The organism is Microlunatus panaciterrae, assembly GCF_016907535.1.
Classification (GTDB): Bacteria; Actinomycetota; Actinomycetes; order Propionibacteriales; family Propionibacteriaceae; genus Microlunatus; species Microlunatus panaciterrae.
This window is the reverse complement of sequence record NZ_JAFBCF010000001.1, coordinates 1848666-1870409: the sequence shown is the minus strand read 5'-3', so window position 1 is coordinate 1870409 and position 21744 is coordinate 1848666. Positions and strand designations below refer to the sequence as shown.

At 70.2% G+C, this 21744-nt stretch carries 22 protein-coding genes; 8 read left to right on the top strand and 14 right to left on the bottom strand.

From position 1 onward, the window contains the following. The first annotated feature begins 29 nt into the window (after positions 1–29). Positions 30–1244: an anhydro-N-acetylmuramic acid kinase gene (locus JOE57_RS08515; protein ID WP_239578892.1), complete on the top strand. Its 1215-nt coding sequence runs from the start codon at positions 30–32 to the stop codon at positions 1242–1244. Here the strand turns inward: JOE57_RS08515 and JOE57_RS08510 are convergent. Then, positions 1234–1830, bottom strand: a complete 597-nt coding sequence (locus JOE57_RS08510) for a hypothetical protein (protein ID WP_204917286.1) — start codon at positions 1828–1830, stop codon at positions 1234–1236. The genes JOE57_RS08515 and JOE57_RS08510 overlap by 11 nt on opposite strands. A 496-nt stretch (positions 1831–2326) precedes the next feature. Between JOE57_RS08510 and JOE57_RS08505 the strand changes: the two genes are divergently transcribed. From JOE57_RS08505 to JOE57_RS08490, 4 genes are all read left to right on the top strand, one after another. Continuing rightward, positions 2327–3166, top strand: a complete 840-nt coding sequence (locus JOE57_RS08505; protein ID WP_204917285.1) for a DUF4397 domain-containing protein — start codon at positions 2327–2329, stop codon at positions 3164–3166. Further along, positions 3163–3849 (top strand): sortase domain-containing protein, encoded by a 687-nt coding sequence (locus tag JOE57_RS19170; protein WP_204917284.1) that lies wholly within the window; start codon positions 3163–3165, stop codon positions 3847–3849. The genes JOE57_RS08505 and JOE57_RS19170 overlap by 4 nt, the downstream gene beginning before the upstream one ends. 81 nt (positions 3850–3930) lie before the next feature. After that, positions 3931–4476 carry a sigma-70 family RNA polymerase sigma factor gene (locus JOE57_RS08495; protein ID WP_239578891.1) on the top strand — a complete coding sequence of 182 codons (546 nt, stop codon included), beginning with the start codon at positions 3931–3933 and terminating at the stop codon, positions 4474–4476. Then, the gene (locus tag JOE57_RS08490; RefSeq protein WP_204917283.1) at positions 4463–5242 is read left to right on the top strand and encodes an anti-sigma factor domain-containing protein; all 780 of its coding nucleotides are present in this window, start codon (positions 4463–4465) and stop codon (positions 5240–5242) included. The genes JOE57_RS08495 and JOE57_RS08490 overlap by 14 nt, the downstream gene beginning before the upstream one ends. A 24-nt stretch (positions 5243–5266) precedes the next feature. On the opposite strand, the gene JOE57_RS08485 is transcribed toward JOE57_RS08490, so the two are convergent. After that, positions 5267–6637, bottom strand: coding sequence for a cryptochrome/photolyase family protein (locus JOE57_RS08485; RefSeq protein WP_204917282.1), 1371 nt, complete (start codon positions 6635–6637; stop codon positions 5267–5269). A gap of 171 nt (positions 6638–6808) precedes the next feature. Between JOE57_RS08485 and JOE57_RS08480 the strand changes: the two genes are divergently transcribed. Then, positions 6809–8107 (top strand): NAD(P)/FAD-dependent oxidoreductase, encoded by a 1299-nt coding sequence (locus JOE57_RS08480; protein ID WP_204917281.1) that lies wholly within the window; start codon positions 6809–6811, stop codon positions 8105–8107. Here the strand turns inward: JOE57_RS08480 and JOE57_RS08475 are convergent. Genes JOE57_RS08475 through JOE57_RS08445 form a run of 7 tightly spaced genes read right to left on the bottom strand, consistent with a single transcriptional unit; the run spans position 8097 to position 14925 of the window. Further along, positions 8097–8597, bottom strand: a complete 501-nt coding sequence (locus tag JOE57_RS08475; protein ID WP_204917280.1) for a hemerythrin domain-containing protein — start codon at positions 8595–8597, stop codon at positions 8097–8099. The genes JOE57_RS08480 and JOE57_RS08475 overlap by 11 nt on opposite strands. 53 nt (positions 8598–8650) lie before the next feature. Then, a complete protein-coding gene (locus tag JOE57_RS08470) occupies positions 8651–9328 on the bottom strand; it encodes a CPBP family intramembrane glutamic endopeptidase (protein ID WP_338041221.1) in 678 nt (225 codons plus the stop codon). Positions 9329–9375: 47 nt separating this feature from the next. Next, positions 9376–10275 carry an NAD(P)H-binding protein gene (locus tag JOE57_RS08465; RefSeq protein WP_204917279.1) on the bottom strand — a complete coding sequence of 300 codons (900 nt, stop codon included), beginning with the start codon at positions 10273–10275 and terminating at the stop codon, positions 9376–9378. 3 nt (positions 10276–10278) lie between these two features. Next, the gene (locus JOE57_RS08460) at positions 10279–11937 is read right to left on the bottom strand and encodes a DHA2 family efflux MFS transporter permease subunit (RefSeq protein WP_204917278.1); all 1659 of its coding nucleotides are present in this window, start codon (positions 11935–11937) and stop codon (positions 10279–10281) included. Then, on the bottom strand, positions 11934–12689 hold the full coding sequence (locus JOE57_RS08455; RefSeq protein WP_204917277.1) for an ABC transporter ATP-binding protein: 756 nt from the start codon (positions 12687–12689) through the stop codon (positions 11934–11936). The genes JOE57_RS08460 and JOE57_RS08455 overlap by 4 nt, the downstream gene beginning before the upstream one ends. Positions 12690–12691: 2 nt before the next feature. Then, positions 12692–13807: an ABC transporter permease gene (locus JOE57_RS08450; protein WP_204917276.1), complete on the bottom strand. Its 1116-nt coding sequence runs from the start codon at positions 13805–13807 to the stop codon at positions 12692–12694. Then, positions 13804–14925 carry an ABC transporter permease family protein gene (locus tag JOE57_RS08445; protein WP_204917275.1) on the bottom strand — a complete coding sequence of 374 codons (1122 nt, stop codon included), beginning with the start codon at positions 14923–14925 and terminating at the stop codon, positions 13804–13806. The genes JOE57_RS08450 and JOE57_RS08445 overlap by 4 nt, the downstream gene beginning before the upstream one ends. A gap of 102 nt (positions 14926–15027) precedes the next feature. Here JOE57_RS08445 and JOE57_RS08440 point away from each other — a divergent pair, with 102 nt between their 5' ends. Beyond that, a complete protein-coding gene (locus JOE57_RS08440) occupies positions 15028–15630 on the top strand; it encodes a TetR/AcrR family transcriptional regulator (protein ID WP_204917274.1) in 603 nt (200 codons plus the stop codon). 107 nt (positions 15631–15737) lie between these two features. Next, on the top strand, positions 15738–17204 hold the full coding sequence (gene lysS / locus JOE57_RS08435; protein ID WP_204920321.1) for a lysine--tRNA ligase: 1467 nt from the start codon (positions 15738–15740) through the stop codon (positions 17202–17204). A gap of 9 nt (positions 17205–17213) precedes the next feature. On the opposite strand, the gene JOE57_RS08430 is transcribed toward lysS, so the two are convergent. The 5 genes from JOE57_RS08430 to JOE57_RS08410 all read right to left on the bottom strand — a co-directional run bounded on the left by JOE57_RS08430 (position 17214) and on the right by JOE57_RS08410 (position 21735). After that, positions 17214–17486: an acylphosphatase gene (locus tag JOE57_RS08430; protein ID WP_204917273.1), complete on the bottom strand. Its 273-nt coding sequence runs from the start codon at positions 17484–17486 to the stop codon at positions 17214–17216. Between the two features lie 129 nt (positions 17487–17615). After that, positions 17616–18731: a GNAT family N-acetyltransferase gene (locus JOE57_RS08425; RefSeq protein ID WP_204917272.1), complete on the bottom strand. Its 1116-nt coding sequence runs from the start codon at positions 18729–18731 to the stop codon at positions 17616–17618. Between the two features lie 47 nt (positions 18732–18778). After that, complete coding sequence (locus JOE57_RS08420; protein WP_204917271.1) at positions 18779–19843, bottom strand: S-adenosylmethionine:tRNA ribosyltransferase-isomerase; 1065 nt, start codon at positions 19841–19843, stop codon at positions 18779–18781. Beyond that, on the bottom strand, positions 19840–20571 hold the full coding sequence (locus JOE57_RS08415) for an SDR family NAD(P)-dependent oxidoreductase (RefSeq protein WP_204917270.1): 732 nt from the start codon (positions 20569–20571) through the stop codon (positions 19840–19842). The genes JOE57_RS08420 and JOE57_RS08415 overlap by 4 nt, the downstream gene beginning before the upstream one ends. A 102-nt stretch (positions 20572–20673) precedes the next feature. After that, a complete protein-coding gene (locus tag JOE57_RS08410; RefSeq protein WP_204917269.1) occupies positions 20674–21735 on the bottom strand; it encodes a LacI family DNA-binding transcriptional regulator in 1062 nt (353 codons plus the stop codon). Positions 21736–21744: the final 9 nt, after the last annotated feature.

Genomic DNA, 21744 nt, shown 5'->3' with positions numbered 1-21744 from the left:
CAGTGGCGCGGCGCTGACAGACTGGCCCGATGAGCGCCGAACCGAAGCTGCGGGTGATCGGGTTGATGTCCGGCACCTCCTACGACGCGATCGACGCCGGCGTCATCGACCTGAGCTGGGACGGTGACACCGTCGTCCTGGAGCCGCTGGGCCTGAGCAGCCACCGCTATCCCGAGCAGCTGCGAGCCGAGCTGGCTGCGGTCCAGCCACCGCAGCCGGCCACCATGGAGGCGGTCTGTCGGCTGGACACCCTGATCGGCCGCGAGTTCGCCCGGGCGGCTGCGGCCGCCCTCAACGGGCTCGCTGGGGGCCGGGCCGACCTGGTCGCCTCGCACGGCCAGACCGTGTTCCATTGGGTCCAGGGCGCCGACGTCCTGGGCACTCTGCAGATCGGGCAGGCCGCCTGGATCGCGGAGGCGACGGCGCTGCCGGTCGTGTCGGACTTCCGGGCCCGGGACGTGGCGGCCGGCGGCCAGGGTGCGCCGCTGGTCAGCCTGCTGGATGTGCTCTGGCTCCGGTCCCGGCCGGGAAATCCGGTGGCACTCAACCTCGGCGGCATCGCCAACATCACCACCGGGGTGACCACCGATACTCCGATCGCGTTCGACACCGGCCCGGCGAACGCGCTGCTGGATGCCGCGATCACCCACTTCAGCGATGGGCGAGAGTGGGTCGACGTCGACGGTGCCCGGGCAGCGCGGGGTAGCGTGCAGCCGGAGCTGCTGCGGCTACTGCTGGACGATCCGTACTATCGGCGCCCGGCGCCGAAGTCGACCGGCCGAGAGCACTTCCATCTGCCCTACCTGCTGCACCTGCTGGCCGTGGACGGTGAAGTCGCCCTGGATGACCTGCTGGCGACGTTGACCGAGCTGACCGCGGCCACGGTCGCGGACGCGGTGGTCGAGCACGGCGGTACCGAGGTGATCGCCTCCGGTGGCGGCACCAGGAACCCGACCCTGATGCGACGGCTGGCGGCCCGGCTCGGGGGCGGCGTCCCGGTCCGGCTCTCCGACGAGCTGGGGCTGCCCTCGGAGGCGAAGGAGGCCTATGCCTTCGCCTTGCTGGGCTTCCTCACCCTCAACGGCCTTCCCGGCACCGTGCCCAGCTGCACCGGGGCCCGTCGGGCCAGCGTGCTGGGCTCGATCACCCCCGGCGGCCGGCCGTTGGTGCTGCCGCCGCGTCCGAGCGCGCCACCGCGGGCGCTGCGGATCGAGCAGCCTCCGTCTGGTGTGCTCAGCCGCTGACTGTTGAGACGACGATCGAGATGATGATCAGCAGCAGGACCAGCAGCGGCACCGCCATGATCAGCCAGAAGGTGAGCATCCCCGGGCGCTGCTGCGGCTCGAAGCCGAGGTTGCCGGCGCCGAAGGAGACCATCGGCGAGGCGTAGTAGAGCTCCACCGTCTGGCCGGGCGCGACCGGCACAGTGGTCTGCGCCTGCCCGTAGGCCCACATGTAGGTGACCTCGCAGAGCACATGGCGATGGCCGGCCGGGACATCGAACACGTTCTGCTCCCAGTGGCAGCGGGCCGGGAAGCCGTCGATCTTGATCGTCGGGGTGAGCATCGCCGCCGAGCCGATCCCCATCGGCTTGCGGAGATTGATCACCAGCCGGCCCTGGCCGCCGGCCCCGGTCTGCACCGGAGCCTGGCCCTGCTGAGGCTGACCCCGGTCGGCCGGCGGGAAGCCCGCTGTCGCGTACTGGGGCTGCCCCGCGGCGGGCCGACCGTTTCCTGCTGCCGGGTGGTACGGAGCCGGCTCGGGGACGAAGGACTGCGGGTGACCATGCTGGTGATGCGGCTGGCCGTGCGGCTGGTTCTGCTCAGACATGGCGGCCAGTATGGCATCGACCGGGGCCGTCGGCCGGGCATTCGGGCCGCGTCTTCTGACAGGAATCGACCACTCGTTGCCTGGCGAGGCGCCGGCTCCGGCGTACGGCCGGGAGCCTTCGACGACGAGTGGTCGATTCCTGTCACGCCGGTCCTCCCAGGTGACCGGTAGGTGACGATTTGGTCTCGGCCGGCACGTTGTCGGGCAGCGGGGTGTCGGACCGCGACATACTGGAGACGCACGAACGGGGGGACGTGAAGATCGGGGGATCTGTGCTTCCGTAGTTGGGCGGCGGCCGGATCCGGCCAGCCGCCCACTTCCTTTTTCCAGCTGTGTTGGCTTTCCAGCTGTGTTGTCGCCGTGTTCGCCCCGGGCTGGTCCAGGGGCCCGATGCCGTGCCGGAAGATGATCTTGGTCAGCTCAGCTGACGACCTGCTGCATCCAAAGCGGCCGACTGTGGGGAAGTACAGGCATACGACCCCAACAGGAGGTAGCAATGAACAAGCTCGCTCGTGTGGTCAGCGTCCTGTCCGCGGCGCTGGCCGTCGGGGCGGCAGGTCTCGCTCTGACCACGCCGGCCCATGCCGAGGACACGGCGACGGTCTCGGTGCTGCATGCAGTTCCGGGAGCCACGGTCGACGTGTACGCCAACGGCAAGGCTCTGCTGACCGACTTCAAGCCCGGTACGTTGACCGATCCCCAGCAGCTGCCGCCCGGCAGCTATGACCTGAAGGTGGTCGCGGCCGGCGACGGAGCCGATGGCAAGGCGGTGACCGAGGCCGACGACGTCACGGTGCCGGCCGGAGCCAACATCACCGTGGTTGCGCACCTGACCGCCAAGGGAACGCCGACCTTGACGCCATTCGTCAATGACGTGTCCACGCTCCCCGCTGGGAAGGCCCGAATCACGGTCCGGCACACCGCGGCGGCACCCGCCGTGGACGTCCGTGCCGGTGGTTCACCGGTGTTCAAGGGTCTGACCAACGCGAAGGAGGCCACGGCTGACCTCGCTGCCGGCACCGTCAAGGCCGATGTGGTGCTGGCCGGCACGGAGACCGTGGCCATCGGCCCAGCCGAGGTGAAGCTGGCCGAGGGCACCAACACCGTCGTGTATGCCTGGGGCAGCGCCGCCGACAAGAACCTGGCCTTCGCGGTGCAGACGATCAGCGGTCTGCACGGCAACCCGAACGGGGTGCCCGGCGGCACCGGCGGCCAGTTCGCGCAGGCCGAGACCCAGCGTTCGACCATCGCGGCGGGGCTCGTGCTGGTCGGCCTGATGGGTGTCGTCGTGGCGACGCGTCGGCTCGCTCGGGTGCGGGTGTCGACCCGGCGGTGACTGAACGCGCGCTGAGGGACGGCCGCCAGCTGGCGCTCCTGCTGCTCCCCCTCTCCGTTCTTGCCCTGGTGCTGGGCCTGTCCCTGCTGCACCAGTCCCTGCTGCGCCAGGGCAGGAGCGTCGCCGGGGACTCCGCGCTGGTCGGCGTCGCGGGCCCCCCGACCCCGGCTGCGGCCCGGCCCTCCCCGGCGTGGAGGCCCCCGCTGCGGACCGCGGCTGCGGCCCCGAGCGCCGGCAGGCCTGCCGTCCCTTCCCGGCTGCGGATCCCGAGCATCGGCTTGGATGTGGACGTGACGCCGGTGGGCGTCAGTGCGGACGGCCAGCTGAGCCTGCCGGAGCGTCCCGATCGGGTCGGCTGGTACCGCTACGGCCCACGGCCCGGGTCGGACCAGGGATCGGCTGTGCTGGCCGGGCACCTGGACAGCCGCCGGTACGGGATCGGCCCGCTGGCGGCCGTCGGCCGGATCGACGCAGGCGACGTCGTGCTGGTGACGACCGGCAGGAAGACGCTGAGATTCGGAGTCGAGGAGGTGCTGCGGGTGCCCAAACGAACCCTGGACCTCGACCGGCTGTTCACTCGCGAGGGCCGACCGTTGCTGCGGATCGTCACCTGCGGGGGTGCCTACGACCCCGACCGAGGTGGCTACCAGGACAACGTCATCGTCACCGCCCGGCCCCGGTGAGGCGCGATGCCCCAGCCGTCCACGGCATCGTCGGCTACAGTTCAGCCTGTGATGCGGGTAGGCGACCAGCCAGAAGGCGGGTTGTCCGATGATGAGCTGGCCGCCGGCTTCGCCGCCGGTGTGGACGCGTGTCTGGCCGAGAGCTACCGCCGGTTCGCCCCCCTGGTGCACACACTGGCGTTGCGTACGCTGATGAACGTCAGCGACGCCGAGGACGTCACCCAGCAGGTATTCGTGTCGGCCTGGCGTGGCCGCGGGTCCTACGACCCCGAGCGCGGTCCGCTGCGGGCCTGGCTGGTGGGAGTGACCCGGCACCGCATCGCGGACCGCCAGGCGCAGCGGGCCCGCGAAGCAAGGCTGGTCGACGCCGTGGAGGGCGTCCTGGTCGAACCTCCGGTGCACCCGCAGACCGACGAGGCGACCGACCGGGTCGTGCTCGTCGACGAGCTGCACCGGCTGGGCGACCCCCGCCGGACAATCTTTCAGCTCGTCTTCTACGAAGACCATACGTACCAGCAGGTTGCTGACCGCTTGAATCTGCCGCTGGGTACGGTCAAGAGCCATGTCCGACGAGGACTGCTGCAGATGCGATCGCGGCTCAAGGAGGTGACCGGTGAGGCACTGTGATGCCGAGCTGCTGGCCGGTTACGCCCTGGGAGACACGGCCGAGCTGAGCGACGACGACCGTCGACACCTCGAGGTCTGCGACGAGTGCCAGGCGGAGGTGCGTGAGCTGCGCCTCCTGGTGGAGGGTCTGCCGCTGAGCACTGCCGACGAGCTGGTGAGCCCCCGCGCGGAGGTGTGGGAACGGATCCAGGCCGAGCTGCGGGACGAGCTGCCCGGTGCGCAGAGCCGACCCGAACAGACGAGCGCCCCACAGACGAGCGCCCAACAGATGAGCACACAGCCGAGCCCTGAGACGAACGTGGTCGCGTTGGACAGGACCCGGCGTGCACGTCCGGACCGGCGCTGGATCCTGCGTGCCGTGGCGGCGGCGGTGATCGGTGTTCTGCTCGGCGTGGTGGGGACGGTCACGCTGAGGGACGGCACCACCGAGCAGGTGCAGGTGCTGGCGCGGACCGTCCTGGAGCCGTTGCCCGGCAAGACCGGCAGCGGCAGCGCAGAGCTGGTCACGATCGACCACCAGCCGTTCCTGCGGATCACGGTCAAGGGTCTGGGTGCCGGCGCCGGCTACCACGAGCTGTGGCTGATCAACAGCGACGGCAAGCGGATGGTGTCGTTGGGGGTGCTGCCGGAGAACACGACCAAGACCTACCCGCTGCCGGCCGGGCTCGGCAGCAGTTACCGGATCGTCGACGTCTCGTTGGAACCCGACGACGGGAACCCGCTGCACTCCCACAACAGCCTGGTACGCGGCACGCTCCCCCTATGATCCCAGTGAGACCTGTGATCTGAGCTAGCCGCGGACCTGCTGATAGGCGGCGAGCGCCGCCTCGCGGCTCTCCTTGAGATCGACGAGCGGCGCCGGGTAGTCGTCGGTGCCGAGATCGGGGACCCAGCTGGCGACGTAGCGGTCATCCGGATCGAACTTGCTGCGCTGCGTCTCGGGGTTGAAGACCCGGAAGTAGGGCGAGGCGTCCGCGCCGGAGCCGGCCACCCACTGCCAGTTGAAGGCGTTGTTCGCCGGATCGGCGTCGACAAGGGTGTCCCAGAACCAGGCCTCGCCGATCCGCCAGTCGATCAGCAGGTTCTTGGTGAGGAACGAGGCTGTGACCATCCGCACCCGGTTGTGCATGTAGCCGCTGTGCCACAGTTCCCGCATCCCAGCGTCCACCAGGGGGTACCCGGTCCGGCCCTGCTGCCAGGCCCGCAACGCATCCTCATCCAGTGGCGGCCAGGGGAAGGCGTCGAACTTGCGCTGCAGGTTCTCGGTGGAGAGGCGCGGGTGGTGGAACAGGACGTGGTAGGCGAACTCGCGCCAGCACAGCTCGCGCAGGAACCCGGACGCAGCTTCGGAGTCGTCCGCCGCCATCATGGTGTGCCACACCTGTCGAGGGCCGATCTCGCCCCAGCGCAGGTGCGGAGAGAGCCTGGAGGTGGCCGACTGGTCCGGTCGGTCCCGACCCTCGGCGTAGCCGGGCAGCCCATCGACCATGTCACGGAGACGACGGGCGGCACCTCTCTCACCGGGCTCCCAGGTCTCTCGGAGTCCACCGGCCCAGTCCGGTGTGGTCGGCTGCAGCCGCCAGCTGTCCAAGTCCTCGCTCGGCACCCGCTGGTCCCAGCCGTCGATCCGGCGGACCGCCGGAAGAGGCTCCGATGGCGGCCGCTGCTCCCGGCAGGCCCGCCAGAACGGGGTGAAGACCGAGTACGGCGACCCGGACTTGGTGCTGACCTCCCAGGGCTCGAACAGCAGACTCGCGTTGTGGCTGTGCGCCTCGAGCCCCTCGCCCCGGCAGCGTTCCTTGATCCGCTCGTCCACGGCGCGCTCGGCCTCCCCGTAGCGCCGGTTCCAGTGGATGGCCGTCGCGCCCGTCTCGCCGACCAGCTCGGCGATCACGTCGGCTGCCGGGCCGCGGCGGAGCACCAGGCCGGAGCCGGCGCGCTCCAGGTCGTCGGCCAGCGAGCGGAGGCTCTGGTGCAGCCACCATCGGCTGGCACCGCCGAGCGGGCGGATGCCCTCACTCGACTCGTCCAGCACGAACACACAGCAGACCGGCCGTCCGGAGTCGACGGCAGCCAGCAGTGCCGGTTGGTCCGACAGCCTCAGGTCATCCCGGAACCAGACCAGTGCCGGTCCGGAGGCTGGTTCCTGAGTGGCGTTCATCCGGTCATCCCTCGTCGTCGCCTCAGGGGCTCGTTGTGCCCATGACTCGTGGTACCCCTGCCCTGTACCCACGTCTGGCGAGGATCTCGCTGGAGTCGCAGCGGCCGGGGCCTCGACTCTAGTCGGGCTCGTAGGTGGACGCTGCCGCGCGGGGTGCGACAGACTGGCCCGATGACGACGCCGGGCCCGACCACGCCGTCGGCCGCCGACGTCGTGGTGGTCGGAGCGGGCTTAGCCGGCCTGGCGTGTGCCCGACGGCTGGCCGCGGCGGGGGTCGAGGTGACGGTGATCGAGTCCGCCGACGCTGTTGGCGGCCGGGTCCGTACCGACGTGGCTGACGGGTTCCTGCTGGACCGCGGCTTCCAGGTGCTGAACACGGGATACCCGGAGCTGCCCCGGGCGGTCGACCTGTCCCGCCTCGACCTTCGCTACTTCAACCGGGCCGCACTGCTGCACCGCGACGGGCGGCGCATCCGGCTGGCGGATCCGCGATCTGAGCCGTCCGCCCTCTGGCGGCTGGCTCGGGCTCCGCTGGGTTCGATCCGGGACAAGGCTGCGCTGGCCGCCTACGCGACGGCCGCCGCAGTCCTTCCGGCCCGGATGCTCAAGACCCGGCCCGACCGTGCCGCCAACGACGAGTGGCATCGTCTGGGCCTTTCCGACGCGGTCATCGACGCTGTCCTGCGGCCCTTCTTCGCGGGGTTGCTGCTGGAGACGGAGATGTCCACGTCCAGCCGGTTCGCCACCCTGATGATGCGGATGTTCGTCCTCGGCCGGACGGCGGTGCCGGCCGCCGGCATGCAGGCGTTGCCAGATCAGCTGGCTGAGGGGATTCCAGTGCGAGTAGGTCTGCCCGCTCGGGCGGTGGACCCGGGCGGGGTGGACACCGCCAGCGGCAGGATCGGGGCACGTGCGGTGGTGGTGGCCACCGACGCCGACACGGCCGCCGGACTGGTCCGCGGACTCCCCTCACCCGTCTGGAACGGGGTCAGCACCGTCTATCACGCCGTAGACACCGCGCCGCTCGACGAACCGACCCTGCTGGTCGACGCAGACGACTCTCCGATCGTGAACACCATGGTGATGACGGCTGCCGCGCCCTCCTACTCGACCGACGGGCGTGCCCTGGTCGCCACCTCGGTCGTCCACTCCGGCCGACCGCCGGGCTCCAGGCTGGACGAGCAGGTGGTGCGGAGACGGCTGGCCGAGCTGTATCGGACCGACACCCGTTCCTGGCAGCACCTGGCCACCTACGACATTCCTCGAGCGCTGCCGTCGATGCGGGCGCCGCATCCGTTCCGGCGGCCGGCCAGCCACCGCGGCATCTACCTGTGCGGTGACTACCGGGACACCAGCTCGATCCAGGGTGCTCTCGTCTCGGGGCGGCGGGTCGCCGACGAGGTGATCGCCGACCTGACCGAAGGCCGGTCGGGGCGAGCGAAGAGGCCGATCAGCGGCGTCAGGCCGTAACGGCGTCGATCGCCTTCTTCAGTGCGCTCGGCTGGGCCGGGCTTCTCGGTGCGGTCTTCTTCTGCTCCAGCATCCGTTCGCCAATCTCCGCCAGCTGCTTGCGTCCCAGCCCGGCGCGGACCTTGGGGAACCAGTCACTCTCTTCCTCCTCCATGTGGTGCGTGACGTTCTCCATCAGCACGGTCATCTTGGCGTCGAAGCGTTCGGCGGTGGAGTCGAGCGCGGCCAGCTCCATGCAGAGGACGTCCGCCACGTGGTGCTCCTCGTAGGACTCCAGTACGTCGTCCTCCAGATCCGGAAGCAGCCGGCGCACCTCGGGATACATCGTCTCGTTCTCGATGTAGGTGTGCACCGTCAGTGCCTCGATGATCTTGGTCGCCAGGGCGTCCTTGGTCGCGTGCGCGTTGTCGCCGGCCGACTCGAACTCGCGGAACAGCCGGCGGATCTCCTTGTGATCATCTCTGAGGATGACGATGGCGTCTGTGGACATGGCCACACGGTACCCCGATCCGCACGGGCTCAAAACGACGGCGCCACCCCGGCTCAGCCGCCCGAGCGAATCAGCAGCGGCAGCAGTAGCAGCATGGTCGTGGACCAGGTGACATGGGTGATGATCGGCCCCAGGATTCCGCCGGAGGCGCGGCGTTGCAGCCCCAGCACCAGCCCGAGCAGCAGTGCGGCGAACACCAGCATGGGGTTGCCGGTGGCCAGCGTCGCCAGGGCGTAGACCAGGGTGGAGATCAGAACCGGGTGGCGGACACCGATCGCGGCGAACAGTGCGCCCCGGAAGAACAGCTCCTCCGCCACCCCGTTGACGACGGTGACGGCCAGGACGAGCGGCAGCGACCCGGAGCGGGCGTGGTCGAGGACGCTGTCGGTGAAGTCCCGCAGCAGCGGGATCTCCCGGATCACCAGCGCACCGGCGACGAACACGGCGGCCGCCACCAGGCCCAGAATGACGGGGGAGATGATCGGTCTCCGCAGGCTGCCACGGAACGGGATCCGGCCGAGATGCAGTCGGCCGGAAGCGAATGCGCCGACGGCCCACAGCGCCGCCAGCCCGAAGGTGAGCGGATAGAAGGCGGTCGCGCCGGGAGGCACCGACAGCGAGACGCCGAGCAGCGCCGCGCCGGCGACCAGCACGATCACCACAACGATCCGACGGCGGCGGAAGGCGGCATCGGACTGCAGATGGTCCCGCGGCACCTTGTCGACCAGCACCGGCCGAATGACCGGAGCGATGCTCGGCCAGCGCCGACGCTCCGCTCTCACACCGCTGCAGCGCGATCGGCCAGCGCCGCCCGTACGGCGTCGTCGTAGCCCATCGTCTCGCCGGGGATGATCTTGGTGATGGAGTCGTCGCTGACGATCACCTCGGTGGTCATCGAGTCGATGAGGTTGCGGCCGGTCGGTACGTCGACGTCGGTGACCAGGGCGAGCCAGTAGGACGACAACCTCGGCGTAAACAGCGGCAGGGCCACCAGCGGCAGCGGACGGTGGTTCTGGATCCGGGCCGCCCGGCGGAGCATGTCCTGGTAGCGGAGGACGTCCCGGCCGCCGATCTCGTAGATCTGGCCGGCGGTCTCGGGGGCCTCCAGCACCCCGACCAGATAACGGATCACGTCGGCCAGCGCGATCGGCTGGGTGCGGGTGGACACCCAGTTGGGCGCCACCATCAGTGGCAGGTGGTCGACCAGCTGCCGGGTGATCTCCCAGGCGATGCTGCCGTGGCCGATGACCACCGCTGCCCGGAGGACGGTGACGGGCACACCGTCAGCACCGAGCAGGCTCTCCACCTCACGGCGGGACCGCAGGTGGGCCGACAGGGCGCCGTCGTCGTCGCGGCCGAGCCCGCCGAGGTAGATGATCCGCTCAACTCCGGTCTCCTTGGCGGCTGCGGAGAAGGCACGCGCCGCCGCCGCGTCCTTCTTCTCGAAGTCGTCCGAACCGAGCGAGTGGACCAGGTAGTAGGCGACCTCGATGCCCTCCATCGCCTGCCGCAGCCGTTCAGGGTCGGTGACGTCGGCTTCGAACGGCTCCCCGGCGCCGTCGTACGTCTCCGGGTGGCGGGTCATCGCGCGCACCTGGTGGCCCTCCTCGGCCAGGGCGCGGGCCAGGTGCGATCCGATGAAGCCGGTGGCGCCGGCGATCAGGACTCGGCGGGGCATGGGCTACTCCTCTGATCGGCTGATGGCACCAACACCATAGCCGTCGGGCGAAGCCTCGCCCTTGATCGACTTCGCGCGTCCGCTGCCGAGCGACCGGCTGGCCAGCAGGCCGATCAGCAGGAACGCGGCAGCGGTCAGCGCGGAGTAGCGGGTGGCATCGGAGAAGGCGGTCTCGGCCGCAGCGCCGATCGGCGCGGTGCGCGGGTCGGCGTTCAGCGAGGGGATGATCGATCCGGCGCTGTCCTTGACCGCCGCCACCAGAGCGGTGCGCTGCTCCGCGCCGAGCTGCGCGAAGCCGGTCAGGGTGTCGTCGAGGCGGCTGCCGAGACTGGCGAACAGCACCGTACCGAGGATGGCGATCCCCAACGCGGAGCCGACCTGGCGTGCGGTGCTCTGGGTGCCCGACCCCTGGCCGCTGCGGGCGAGTGGCACATCGGCCAGCACCACCCCGGTCAGCTGGGCGGTGGCGAAGCCGACGCCGATCCCGTAGACGAACAGCAGTGGCGACGTGGTCAGCCAGGTACTGTCCGGCCGGATGAAGATGCCCAGCCCGGCGACCCCGACAAGCTCGAGCAGGATCCCGACCCGGACGACGAAGATGGCGCCGCGTCGCTGGCCGAGCGCCGCACCGAGCCCGCTGGCGACGAAGCTGCCGGCGGCCAGCGGCAACAGCGCCAGGCCGGTCTGGAAGGCGGAGTAGCCGGCGACGTTCTGGAACCACAGCGGCAAGGCGAAGATGATGCCGAACTCCCCGAGGCTGACGATGGCGGCGGCGATGTTGCCGTTGCGGAACGAGCGGATGCCGAACAGGCTCAGGTCGAGCATCGCCACCCGGTGCCGCCGGTTTCGGCCGCGCTCGAAGGCCACGAACACCGCCAGCGCGGCGACGCCCAGCACGAAGGCGACGACGACCGGCGAGATCCGCCACGGCCAGCCGGCTCCGAAGAAGGAGAGGTCGTCCTTGGCCCGCCACCAGCCCAGGTTGCGGCCCTCGATCAGCCCGAACACCACTCCACCGAAGCCGACCGCGGACAGCAGGGCGCCGATCCAGTCCAGCCCGCGGTCGGCGTCGTCGTCCTTCGACTCGGGGACCAGCAGCAGCAGACCGATCACCACGGCCACTCCGAGCGGGAGGTTGATGCCGAACGCCCAACGCCAGGAGAACGACGTGGTCAGCCACCCACCCAGCAGCGGTCCCAGTGCGGCGGTGCCGCCGATGGTGGCGCCCCAGATGCCGAACGCGATGCCGCGGTCGCGTCCGCGGAAACCGGCATTGAGCAGCGAGAGGGACGTCGGCAGCATCATCGCCCCACCGACGCCCTGCAGGGCGCGGGCCAGGATCAGCAGGTTGCCGTCGGCTGAGCGGGCGGCCAGCAGACTGGCCACCATGAAAACGAGGACGCCGATGACGAAGAGCCGACGCCGCCCCCACTGGTCGGCCAGCCGTCCCCACATCAACAGCAGGGAGGCGAAGATCAGGGTATAGATCTCCTGCACCCACTGGGCCTGGGTGGAGTCGATGCCGAGATCGGAGATGATCGACGGGATGGCGACGTTGACGATGGTGGAGTCGACGATGATCAGGGCCACACCGAGACTGATGAAGAACAGGCCGACCCAGCGCCGCGATCCGGTGGCGGTCACCGCCGCCCCGCTGCTCATCGCAGGGCCTGTCCGGTGGGTAGCGGCTGGCGGTCCGCCGACTCCGCCGGGTTCATGATGCTGCCGTCGCTGATGTGTACGGTCCGGTCCGCGTAGTGGGTGATCCGGTCGTCGTGGGTGACGATGATCGCTGCGGTTCCACGAGACTTCATCTCATCCCGGATCAGCCGGACCACCTGGTCGCCCAGCTTGCTGTCCAGGGCGGAGGTCGGCTCGTCGAACAGCACCAGGCGCGGTTCGTTCATCAGCGCCCGGCCGATGGCCACCCGCTGCTTCTGGCCGCCGGAGAGCTGGCCGGGCAGGTTGTCGGCACGGTCGGCCAGCCCGAGTTCGTCCAGCAGCGTGTCGGCGCGCTGCCGGGCCCGGCGGCGCCCACCGCGGCGTGACCCCCCCCGCCGTGACCCCCCGCCCAGCTCGTCGACCACCAGCAGATTCTCCCGCGCGGTCAGGAAGGGGACCAGGTTGACGGCCTGGAAGACGAAGCCGACCGAGGTGCGCCGGAACTCCGTCAGCGCCCGACCCGAGTGCCGGCTGATGTCCTCGCCGCCGACGACGATTGTGCCGTCGGTGGGCGACAGGATGCCCCCGGCGATCGAGCAGAGGGTGGTCTTTCCCGAGCCCGACGGCCCCACCAGGGCGATGATCTCGTCACTGCCCAGGACGAGATCTGCCGAGTCCAGGGCCACCACCTCGCTGTCGCCCATCTGGTAGGTCTTGCGGACCTGTTCCATCACCAGTGCGTGTGCTGTCATTTCTACTGCGTTCCTCCAATGGCGGCGGCGGGGTCGATGCGCAGCACTCTGCGCAGGGAGAAGGCGGAGCCGACGACGGCGGCCACCAGCAACACCGCGACGCTGCCGGCCAGCCGGGTCGGGCGGATCCTGAACGGGATGGACCCGGGTGGGATGAGGGCGCCGAACATCAGCGTGGTGGCGACGCCGATGATGGAGGCGACCACGGTGACCAGGACCGCCTGCAGCGCGACGCCGGCGAACAACGTGCCGGTGCCGGCGCCGATGGCCTTGAGCACGCCGTACCTGCCGGTGCGCTCAACGGTCAACAGGGCGAAGAACAGGGCGACCACGACGATGGCGATGGCGACGGTGACGCCGATGATCTGGTTGAAGGTGCTGCGCTGCGCCTGCACCCCCGGAATGGCGTCGGCGGCGGCGGCGATGCTGAGGGTGTGGGTGTCGCCGCCGGTGGCGGCGTCGATGCTCGCCGCCAGGTCGCCGGTCTGGGTCGGGTCGAGCCGGATGACCAACGCCTGGGTGTCGTCGGCGCCGAACGGCAGCCCCGGCTGGTTGGCGGCGAGCACCTGGCGCCAGGTCCGCAGGGATCCCCAGACGGTCCCGGAGCCATAGCTGGTGTCGGTGCCGTCGAAGCCGATGACCGTCACCGGGGTGCGGTCCGGCCCGAGCCAGATGGTGTCACCGGCCCGGATGCCCTCGGCCCTCAGCGAGTCGTCGGCGATGACCTCCCCGGTGGCCGGCGGGACCACCGGCAGGCCCTGGGGCGCCAGCTCGTAGCCGTAAAGGCTGATCGACACCAGGTCCCGGGGGCCCCGGCCGTCGAGCCGGGCACCGAGCGACACCGTGCCGAGTCCGCCGACCGCGGCGGGTCCGGCGGACCGCTCGACCTGGCTCCGGGTGGCGCTGCCGATCCGGCTCCGGCCGAGCGTGTCCTCAGACTTCGCCGAGTAGACGACGAGGTCGGCACGCTGCGCCTGCAACGGGCCGGTGGCGTCGCCGACCAGGCCGTCCAGCAAACCGCCGAGGAACATCAACAGGATCGCGATCAGGGACAGGATGGCCGCGGCGATCGCGAACCTGCTGGGCTGTCGGCGGAGCTCCCGCCAGGCGAGTCTCATCGCTGTCCTGCCCCGGTGGTCGCCTCGATGGGGTCGATCGCCAGCACCCGTCGGGCCGAGACCAGAGCGCTCAGCAACCCCAGCCCGACCAGCAGCGCGGCCCAGAAGGCCACGGCCGACCAGTCGAAGCGCAGCGACAGGGTGCCGAGGCTGACCAGGGTGAGCGGAGCGTAGAGCGCGGCGCCGAGGAGCACGCCGCCGCCGACCACGATCAGCACCTGGACCAGCAGCGAGCGGACGAGCACCGACGAACGGGAGCCGATCGCCCGGAGCAGGGTGAGCGAGCTCGCCTTCTGCAGCGTGATGATCAGGAAGAACAGACCGGTGACCAATGGCACCACCATCGCGTACAGGGCGAAGATGATCTTGAACGACTGTCGGACCTGGGCCACCCCGGGGGCACCGTCAGCGGCGCCGGCGCGGGTCAGCGCCTCCACGTCGGCGGAGGTGCCGTTGATCTTCGTCACCAGCTCCGGGTCACTCACCGACGCCGCCGGCCGGACGGCGAGCAGGGTGGGGGCGACAGCCGTCAGGGCCGGGTTGACCGCACGCAGGGCCTGTTCGTACCCGGCGTAGGGGAGGAAGAGGGTCGGAGTGACCAGCAGCTGGGCGTCGGCGGCGAGCCCGACGACCGTCAGCCGCACCGGCGCCGCCCCCCCGACCGGAACGACCTCCACCTGCTGACCCAGCGCGAAGTCTCGGTCGCTGCCGACAGCCTCGGTGGGTCGCCGCGGCAGCCGCCCGGCGGAGAGCCGGTCCGGACCGCCCAGCGTCGCGCTCTGGTAGCCGAACAAGGTCGCGGTGGTTTCCTGCTGGCCATCCACCGCCACGCTCAGAGAGCGGATGCCGATCGCGGCGCTGTCGGCGACGCCCTCCACCGCCTCAACGCTGTGCTGCAGCTCGGTGGAGATGACGCTGCCCAGCGGGGAGCGCTGCGCATCGGTGCTGAAGACGAGGATGGGCGCGGACTGCCGTTGGATGGCTCCGATGAACGAGGTGATCAGGCTGTTCTGGATGGCCTGCTGAGCCAGGATGAGGACGACGAGCAGGCTGACGGCCACGATCAGAAGTCCGAAGCGGACCCTGGCACGGCGCATCTCGCGGAGGGCTAGATACACGTCCGAAACTTTACGACACAACGTCGCAACGTTCAAGACGAAGCGTCGCAATCATCGGGACGCCTGGTCGCGAACCGTCCACCCGTGTGCTTCACTGGCCCTATGCCACGGATCCGAGCCGACACCCTGGCGGCACATCGAGAGCTGATGTGGACCCGGCTGCTCGATGCGTTCGCCGACGCGATGGCCGAGGTCGGCTATCCCGACCTCACTCTGGCCGACGTCGCCGCGCGGGCCGGGATGGCACGCAACACGATCTACAACTACGTGCCGGACAAGGAGGCCCTGATGATGGCCTTCATCGAGCGGTCGGTGGAGCAGTTCGTGCACCGGATGCGCTCGGAGCTGGCCGACCTGAGCGACGCCCGGACCAGGATGGAGGCGCTGATCCGACGCCAGATGCACCAGTTCGTCGTGGAGCCCGGGTCCGGGCCGGGCAAGGGCCTGCTGGAGGGCCACGAGTTCGGACCGGCGACCCATCTGGCGATGCAGGTCCGGTTCAAGCCGCTGCACACCCTGATCGCCGAGATCGTCTCGGAAGGCATCGACTCCGGTGAGTTCCGCGCCGGCCTGGACCCGGTGGGGGTCACTCCGATGATCTCCGCCCTGGTCGGCTCCGAGCGGGTGCCGGTCGGGCAGGGCCAGCACGACCCGGATGAGGCGGCCGACCGGGTGACCGAGTTCGTGCTGGCGGCGCTGAGTTGACGGCTCCCCGCTGACGGCTGCCCGGCTGGGGGCGGTGCGGTGCGCGGGCTCGATAGGCTTGGCGGGTGAGTGCACACGACGAGCTGGACCCCGACGCCCCCGAGCAGATGCGGGTCCGCCGGGAGAAGCGGGACCGGTTGCTGGCCGACGGGCGGCAGCCGTACCCCGTCAGTGTGCCCAGGACCCATGACCTGGACGAGGTCCGGGCCAAGTGGGGACATCTGCAGACCGGTGAGGAGACCCAGGACGTGGTCGGTGTCGCCGGCCGGGTGGTCTTCATCCGCAATACCGGCAAGCTGTGTTTCGCCACCTTGCAGCAGGGACTGACCCAGGAGCACTCCGGCGTCCGGCTGCAGGTGATGCTGTCGCTGGCCGAGGTGGGCGAGGAGGCGCTGACGTCCTGGAAGGCGGAGGTCGACCTCGGTGACTTCGTCTTCGTCGAGGGCCGGGTGATCTGGTCCAGGCGGGGCGAGCTGTCGGTGATGGCCAGCCGCTGGGAGATGGCCTCCAAGGCGCTGCGGCCGATGCCGACCATGCACAAGGAGCTGTCGCCCGAGATGCGAGTGCGCCAGCGTTACGCCGACCTCGCCGTACGGGAGGCCGCCCGGGACATGGTGCGTACCCGGGCGAAGATCACCCGCAGCATCCGCGAGACGCTGCACCGCGGCGGGTTCGTGGAGATCGAGACGCCGATCCTGCAGCTGATCCACGGCGGTGCGACGGCCCGACCGTTCAACACCCACCTGAACGCGTTCGACACCCACATGACGCTGCGGATCGCGCTCGAGCTCTTCCTCAAGCGCGCAGCGGTCGGTGGCGTCGAGCGGGTGTACGAGATGGGACGGATCTTCCGCAACGAGGGGATCGACTCGACCCACAGCGCCGAGTTCACCATGCTCGAGGTCTACGAGGCGTGGGGAGACCAGCGGAGCATCGCCGCGTTGATCCAGCAGATCATCGTCGACGCCGCCGACGCGGTCGGTTCGCGGCAGCTGGACACACCCAAGGGTGAGGTCAACCTGGACGGCGAGTGGACCTGGCTGTCGGTGTATCCGGGACTGTCGGCCGAGCTCGGCGAGGAGGTCACCCCCGAGACCAGTGTCGAGACCCTGCGAGCGGTGGCGGCCCGGCACCAGCTCCAGGTGGACCCGGGCTGGGATGCCCAGAAGCTGGTGGTGGAGCTGTTCGGGGAGCTGGTCGAACCGCAGCTGATCCAGCCGACCTTCGTCTGTGACTACCCGCCGGCGGCGCAGCCGCTGGCCCGGCCACACCGCAGCGACCCGAACCTGATCGAGGCCTGGGACCTGATCATCGGCGGGATGGAGCGGGGCACCGGGTTCTCCGAGCTGGTCGACCCGGTGATCCAGCGGGAGCGGCTGGTGGCCCAGTCGCTCAAGGCCGCGGCCGGCGACGTGGAGGCGATGCAGCTCGACGAGGACTTCCTGGCGGCGCTGGAGTTCGGTGCGCCCCCGATGGGCGGCCTCGGTCTCGGCATCGACCGGCTGGTGATGCTGCTGACCGGCGTCGGGATCAGGGAGACGATCCTGTTCCCGCTGCTGAAGCCCGGCGGCTGAAGGGCCCGCTCAGGACCTGAGGATGGTGAAGTCCACCTGGCTGGTGGGGCTCTCCTCGACGATGTCCACCCGGCTGACGTGGGCGTACGGCGGGCCGGACTCGCACCAGCGGCACATCGACTCGACCGAGGCGGCCTCACCCTCGAAGACCGCCTCCACTGTGCCGTCCGGCCGGTTGCGAACCCAGCCCGCCACTCCGGCCTTGCGCGCCTCCCGGCGACAGGAGTCGCGGAAGAACACCCCCTGAACGCGGCCGCGGACGATCACCCGTCTCCGGATCATCCCCTCAGGTTAGCCCGCCTCGCCGGCGCCTGCGCCCATCCGTCCGCCCCTCTGTCCGTTTCCCAAGTCGACTAGGGAAACTGTCACTCGACCAGGCAGATTTCCCTGGCTGCGTACGAGTTTCCCAAGTCAACCAGGGAAACCGACACGGCTCAGCGGGCGGCCGTCGAGGCGGGTGGCGACCTCGACGTCGTCGCGGTGGTCGGTGCCGAACCGCAGTGCGCCCGGGACCCGGCCCACCTCGGTGTAGCCGCAGCGGGCGTAGAACTCACCGAGGCTGGTGCCGCCACGGTAGTTGAGCCGGGCGATCTCGATCCCGTTGTGACGACCCAGGGCATGCAGCCCGGCCAGCAGGATCCGGCCCAGGTTGTGGCCGTTGGCCTGCGGCTCGACCATCAGCCGCTCGAGCCAGGCGACGTGGGCCTTCTGCGGCTGGTCGCTGAGCCGCCAGAACCCGAATCCCAGCAGCGTGCCGTCGTCGGGTCGGCTGATCGTGCCCAGCAGCGCCTCGCCGCGCGCGACGGCCGCCAGATGCGGGTCCAACCGGTCCCGCACCTCCGCCTCGGTGCTGGGGCCCATGAAACCGACGGCGCCGCCGGCGGCGTTGACCCGCTGCCAGAGGGCGACCAGGGCTGCGCGTCGCTCGCCCGGATCTGTCACCTGAGCGAACCGGGGTGCCTCGAACAGCAACGAGGCGTCCCCCTGCTCAAGGTCGTCGAGCCGACGAGCGGTCCCGTTCCCGATCAGGCCGGCGGCCTCGGCGGTACGGATGGACGGTTGGTTCGCCGGCGGGATGAGCGCCGTGCAGGCCCACCCCGGGAGCCACTCGGCGGCGAAGGCCACCGTCTCGCGGGCACCTTCCCGGCCGAGGCCAGCACCTTGAAAGTGGTGCAGCAACCGGTAGTACAGGTTCAGCACCGGACGGTCGTCCAGGCCCTTCGTACCGGCCACCTCCGCGAACTTGACTCCGACACAACCGACCGACCGAGACGAGCCACGCTCCACCGCGATCCAGTAGCCGAAGCCGAACTCCTCCCAGTGGGCCAGCCAGGACGCCAGCATCTCCCTGCTCTGCTCACCGGAAGTGTGCCGCAGCCCAGGCGCGTACTGGTGGGTCCGTTCGTCACTGTGCAGCTCATGGATGAGATCGAGGTCGCTGACTGCAGGTCGGCGGAGGGTCAGTCGGCGGGTCCGACGCTCCACCACGGTGCGCGGCGGGGCCTCGAACTCGCGCGGACCGGTCACAGAGCGAAGCATAATCTCCCGCGCCGACCAGCCCATGGCCGGCGACCTCAGGGCAGCAGCAGACACGAGTCGCCGAACTCGTGCCAGAGGTACCCCTGCCGTACGGCGGCATCGTAGGCGGCCTGGGTCAGCTCGGCGCCGACCACGGACTCGACCAGCAGCAGGTGCGAGGCGTCCGGGTTGTGCCAGCCGGTGACCAGCCCGTCGACCAGCCGGACGGGCCGTTCGGTGGAGATGACCAGGTCGGTCCAGCCGCACGATGCGTGCAACGTACCGGAGTCGTCGGTCGCCGACTCCAACGCCCGGGTGGCGGTGGTCCCGACCGCGACCACCCGCCCACCGTTGGCGCGGGCGCCGTTGACGAGCCGTGCCGTCGACGCGCTCACCTCGAACCACTCCGACTGCGGGGCCTCGTGCGACTCCTGCGACGAGACACCGGTGTGCAGGGTGATCGGTGCGAACAGGATCCCGCGGGCGACCAGCCTGGTGACCAGGTCGGGGGTGAACGGGCGCCCGGCACTGGGCATCTCGGCCGAGCCCGGATGCAGCGCGAACACCGTCTGGTAGTACGCCAACGAAAACGTCCGGCTCAGGTAGCCGTAGCTGATCGGCCGGGCCCGCCGCTGGAGGTAGTCGTCCAGTCGGCCCGGCACCTGCACCCGGGCGCGCCAGAGCCGATTGCCGGCGCCAGTGGGGGAGGACGAGGCGACCGGGTACGGGTCGAGCAGCTCGACCTCGGCGCCCTCGGGCAGCCGCAGCCGCTCCCCGGCCACGGCGTCGAGGATGGGCGAGGCGGCATTGGGCCGGGTCCGCAGCTCGACCACGCGGGTGCCGTCGTTCAGCCGGTTGGCGATGTGCACGACCACCCGCCCCCGCACGGAACTGTCGGCGTCCACCTGTCCTGGCACAGTGGCGGAGGTGTTCACCACCAGCACGTCCCCGGGCCGGAGGTGGTCGCCCAGATGGGTGAAGGTCGTGTCGACGAGGCTGGGGCCGGCGACCAGCAGGCGCACGCCGTCGCGGGCCAGCCCACGGAGCTCCGCTGGCTCGGGGGCGGTGCGGTCGTCTGGCGCGGTGAAGACGGTGGTCGGGGTGGTGCTGAGCAGAGTCATGACGCCGCCTCCGTCAGCGCGGGCACCGCCGTGCTGGCGCCGAGCTGCTCGGCCAGTTCGGTCAGCCGGAACCGGCCGCTGGCGCGCCCCGAAGCCAGCAGGCCGAGCAGGGTCGGTACCACAGTCTCCGGGTCCGGGCGGTCGCTGATGTCCTCACCGGGGAAGGCGTCCTGGTGCATCTGGGTCCTCATGTCGCCCGGGTCGACGGCGTAGAAGCGATGCTCCGGCGATTCGACGGCCAGCGTCAGAGTCAGGTGGTCGAGGGCGGCCTTGCTGGCACCGTAACCTCCCCAGCCTGGGTAGTGCTCGACAGCAGCGTCGGAGGAGATGTTGACGACGGCACCGGTCGGTGACAGCGAGGGAAGCAGCGCGCGGATCAAGGCCAACGGGGCTGCGACGTTGACCGCGAGCAGTCGGGTGAGCGTGGCCTCGTCCAGCTCGGCCAGCGACGGTTGAGGGCTGCCGCCCAGCTCGCTGGCGTTGTTGACCAGCAGATCGAGAGGGCCGAGGGCGTTGACCGCCTCTACCAGCCGGCGTCGGTGCAGCGGGTCGCTGACGTCGCCGGTGACCTCTGCGACGGTGGTGATGGGGGTCAGCTGGGCGACCACGGCCTCGAGCCGGTCCGGACGACGGCCGTCCAGGACCAGGGTCCAGCCCTGACGACCGAGCGCCTCGGCCAGGGCCCGGCCCAGGCCGGCAGATCCACCGGTGATGAGTGCAATGGGCATCTGACTTCCTCCTGTCGTGACGACCTGGGAGCAAGTATTCAACTTCAAGTGAACTTGAACTCAAGACGACGGAGCAGGAATCCTTGCAGGGAAACGGAGCTGCTAGCCGGGCTGCGGGGCCAGCGTTCTGACCGGGGTGCTGCCGCGCAGTACGACGGTGGACTGCACAGTGCTGTGCACCGGCTCCGCCGAGTCCCGCGGGCTGGTGGCCAGCTCGATCGCGCGTAGCCCGACGTCGTAGAGCGGGATGTGCACGGTGCTCAGCGCCGGAGTGACGTCGCGGACGGTGGGGATGTCGTCGTAGCCGGCCACGGCGATCCCGGTGCCGGGAACCAGGCCGGACTCACGCAGGGCGGACAGTGCGCCGACGGCCATCACGTCGTTGACGGCGAAGATCAGCTCGACGTCATCCAAGCCCTCGGCGGCCAACCGACTGGCCGCGGTGTAGCCGCCGTCCCGGGTGAACTCGGTCTCCACGATCCGTTCCGGCGCTACCGTGAGGCCGTGGGCCGCCAGACCCGCCAGGAATCCGTCGAGCCGGTCTCTGGAGGTGAGCAGCGTCGGCTGCGAGGTCAGGATGGCGAACCGCCGGTAACCCAGGGCGACCAGTTCCTCGGCCAGCCGCCGGGCGCCGTCGCGGTTGTCCAGCAGCACGGTGTCGAACGGCATCTCGGCCTGGCTGATCATCACCACCCGCCCGCCGGTCGCCTCGAAGTCGGTCAGCTCGGCCACCAGCTCTTCCCGGTGCGGATCGTCGGTGAAGCGGCTGCCGGCGATGATCAGCACCTTCGGTCGCTGACCGGTCATGGCCCGGACCAGGTCGAGCTCGCGGGTGGTGTCACGTTCGGTGGCGGCCATGGTCACGATCAGGCCGGCCTGCTCGGCGCCGTTGACCACGCCTGCGGCAATGGTTGAGAAGTACGGGTCGGAGATGTCGCCCACCAGCAGTCCGACGGTCAGGGTGGATCCGCGGGCGACGGCCTGCGCCGCCCGGTTCGGCTTGTAGTGCAGCTTGGCGGCGGCGGCCAGAACCCGGCTGCGGTACTCCTCCTTGACCTTGCGGTCACTGCCGTTGATCGCGCGTGAGGCGGTCGCCAGCGAAACGCCCGCTTCCCGCGCCACATCATGCAAGGTGACCGGGGTCGGTCCGCCGAGTCGTGGCATCCGACACCT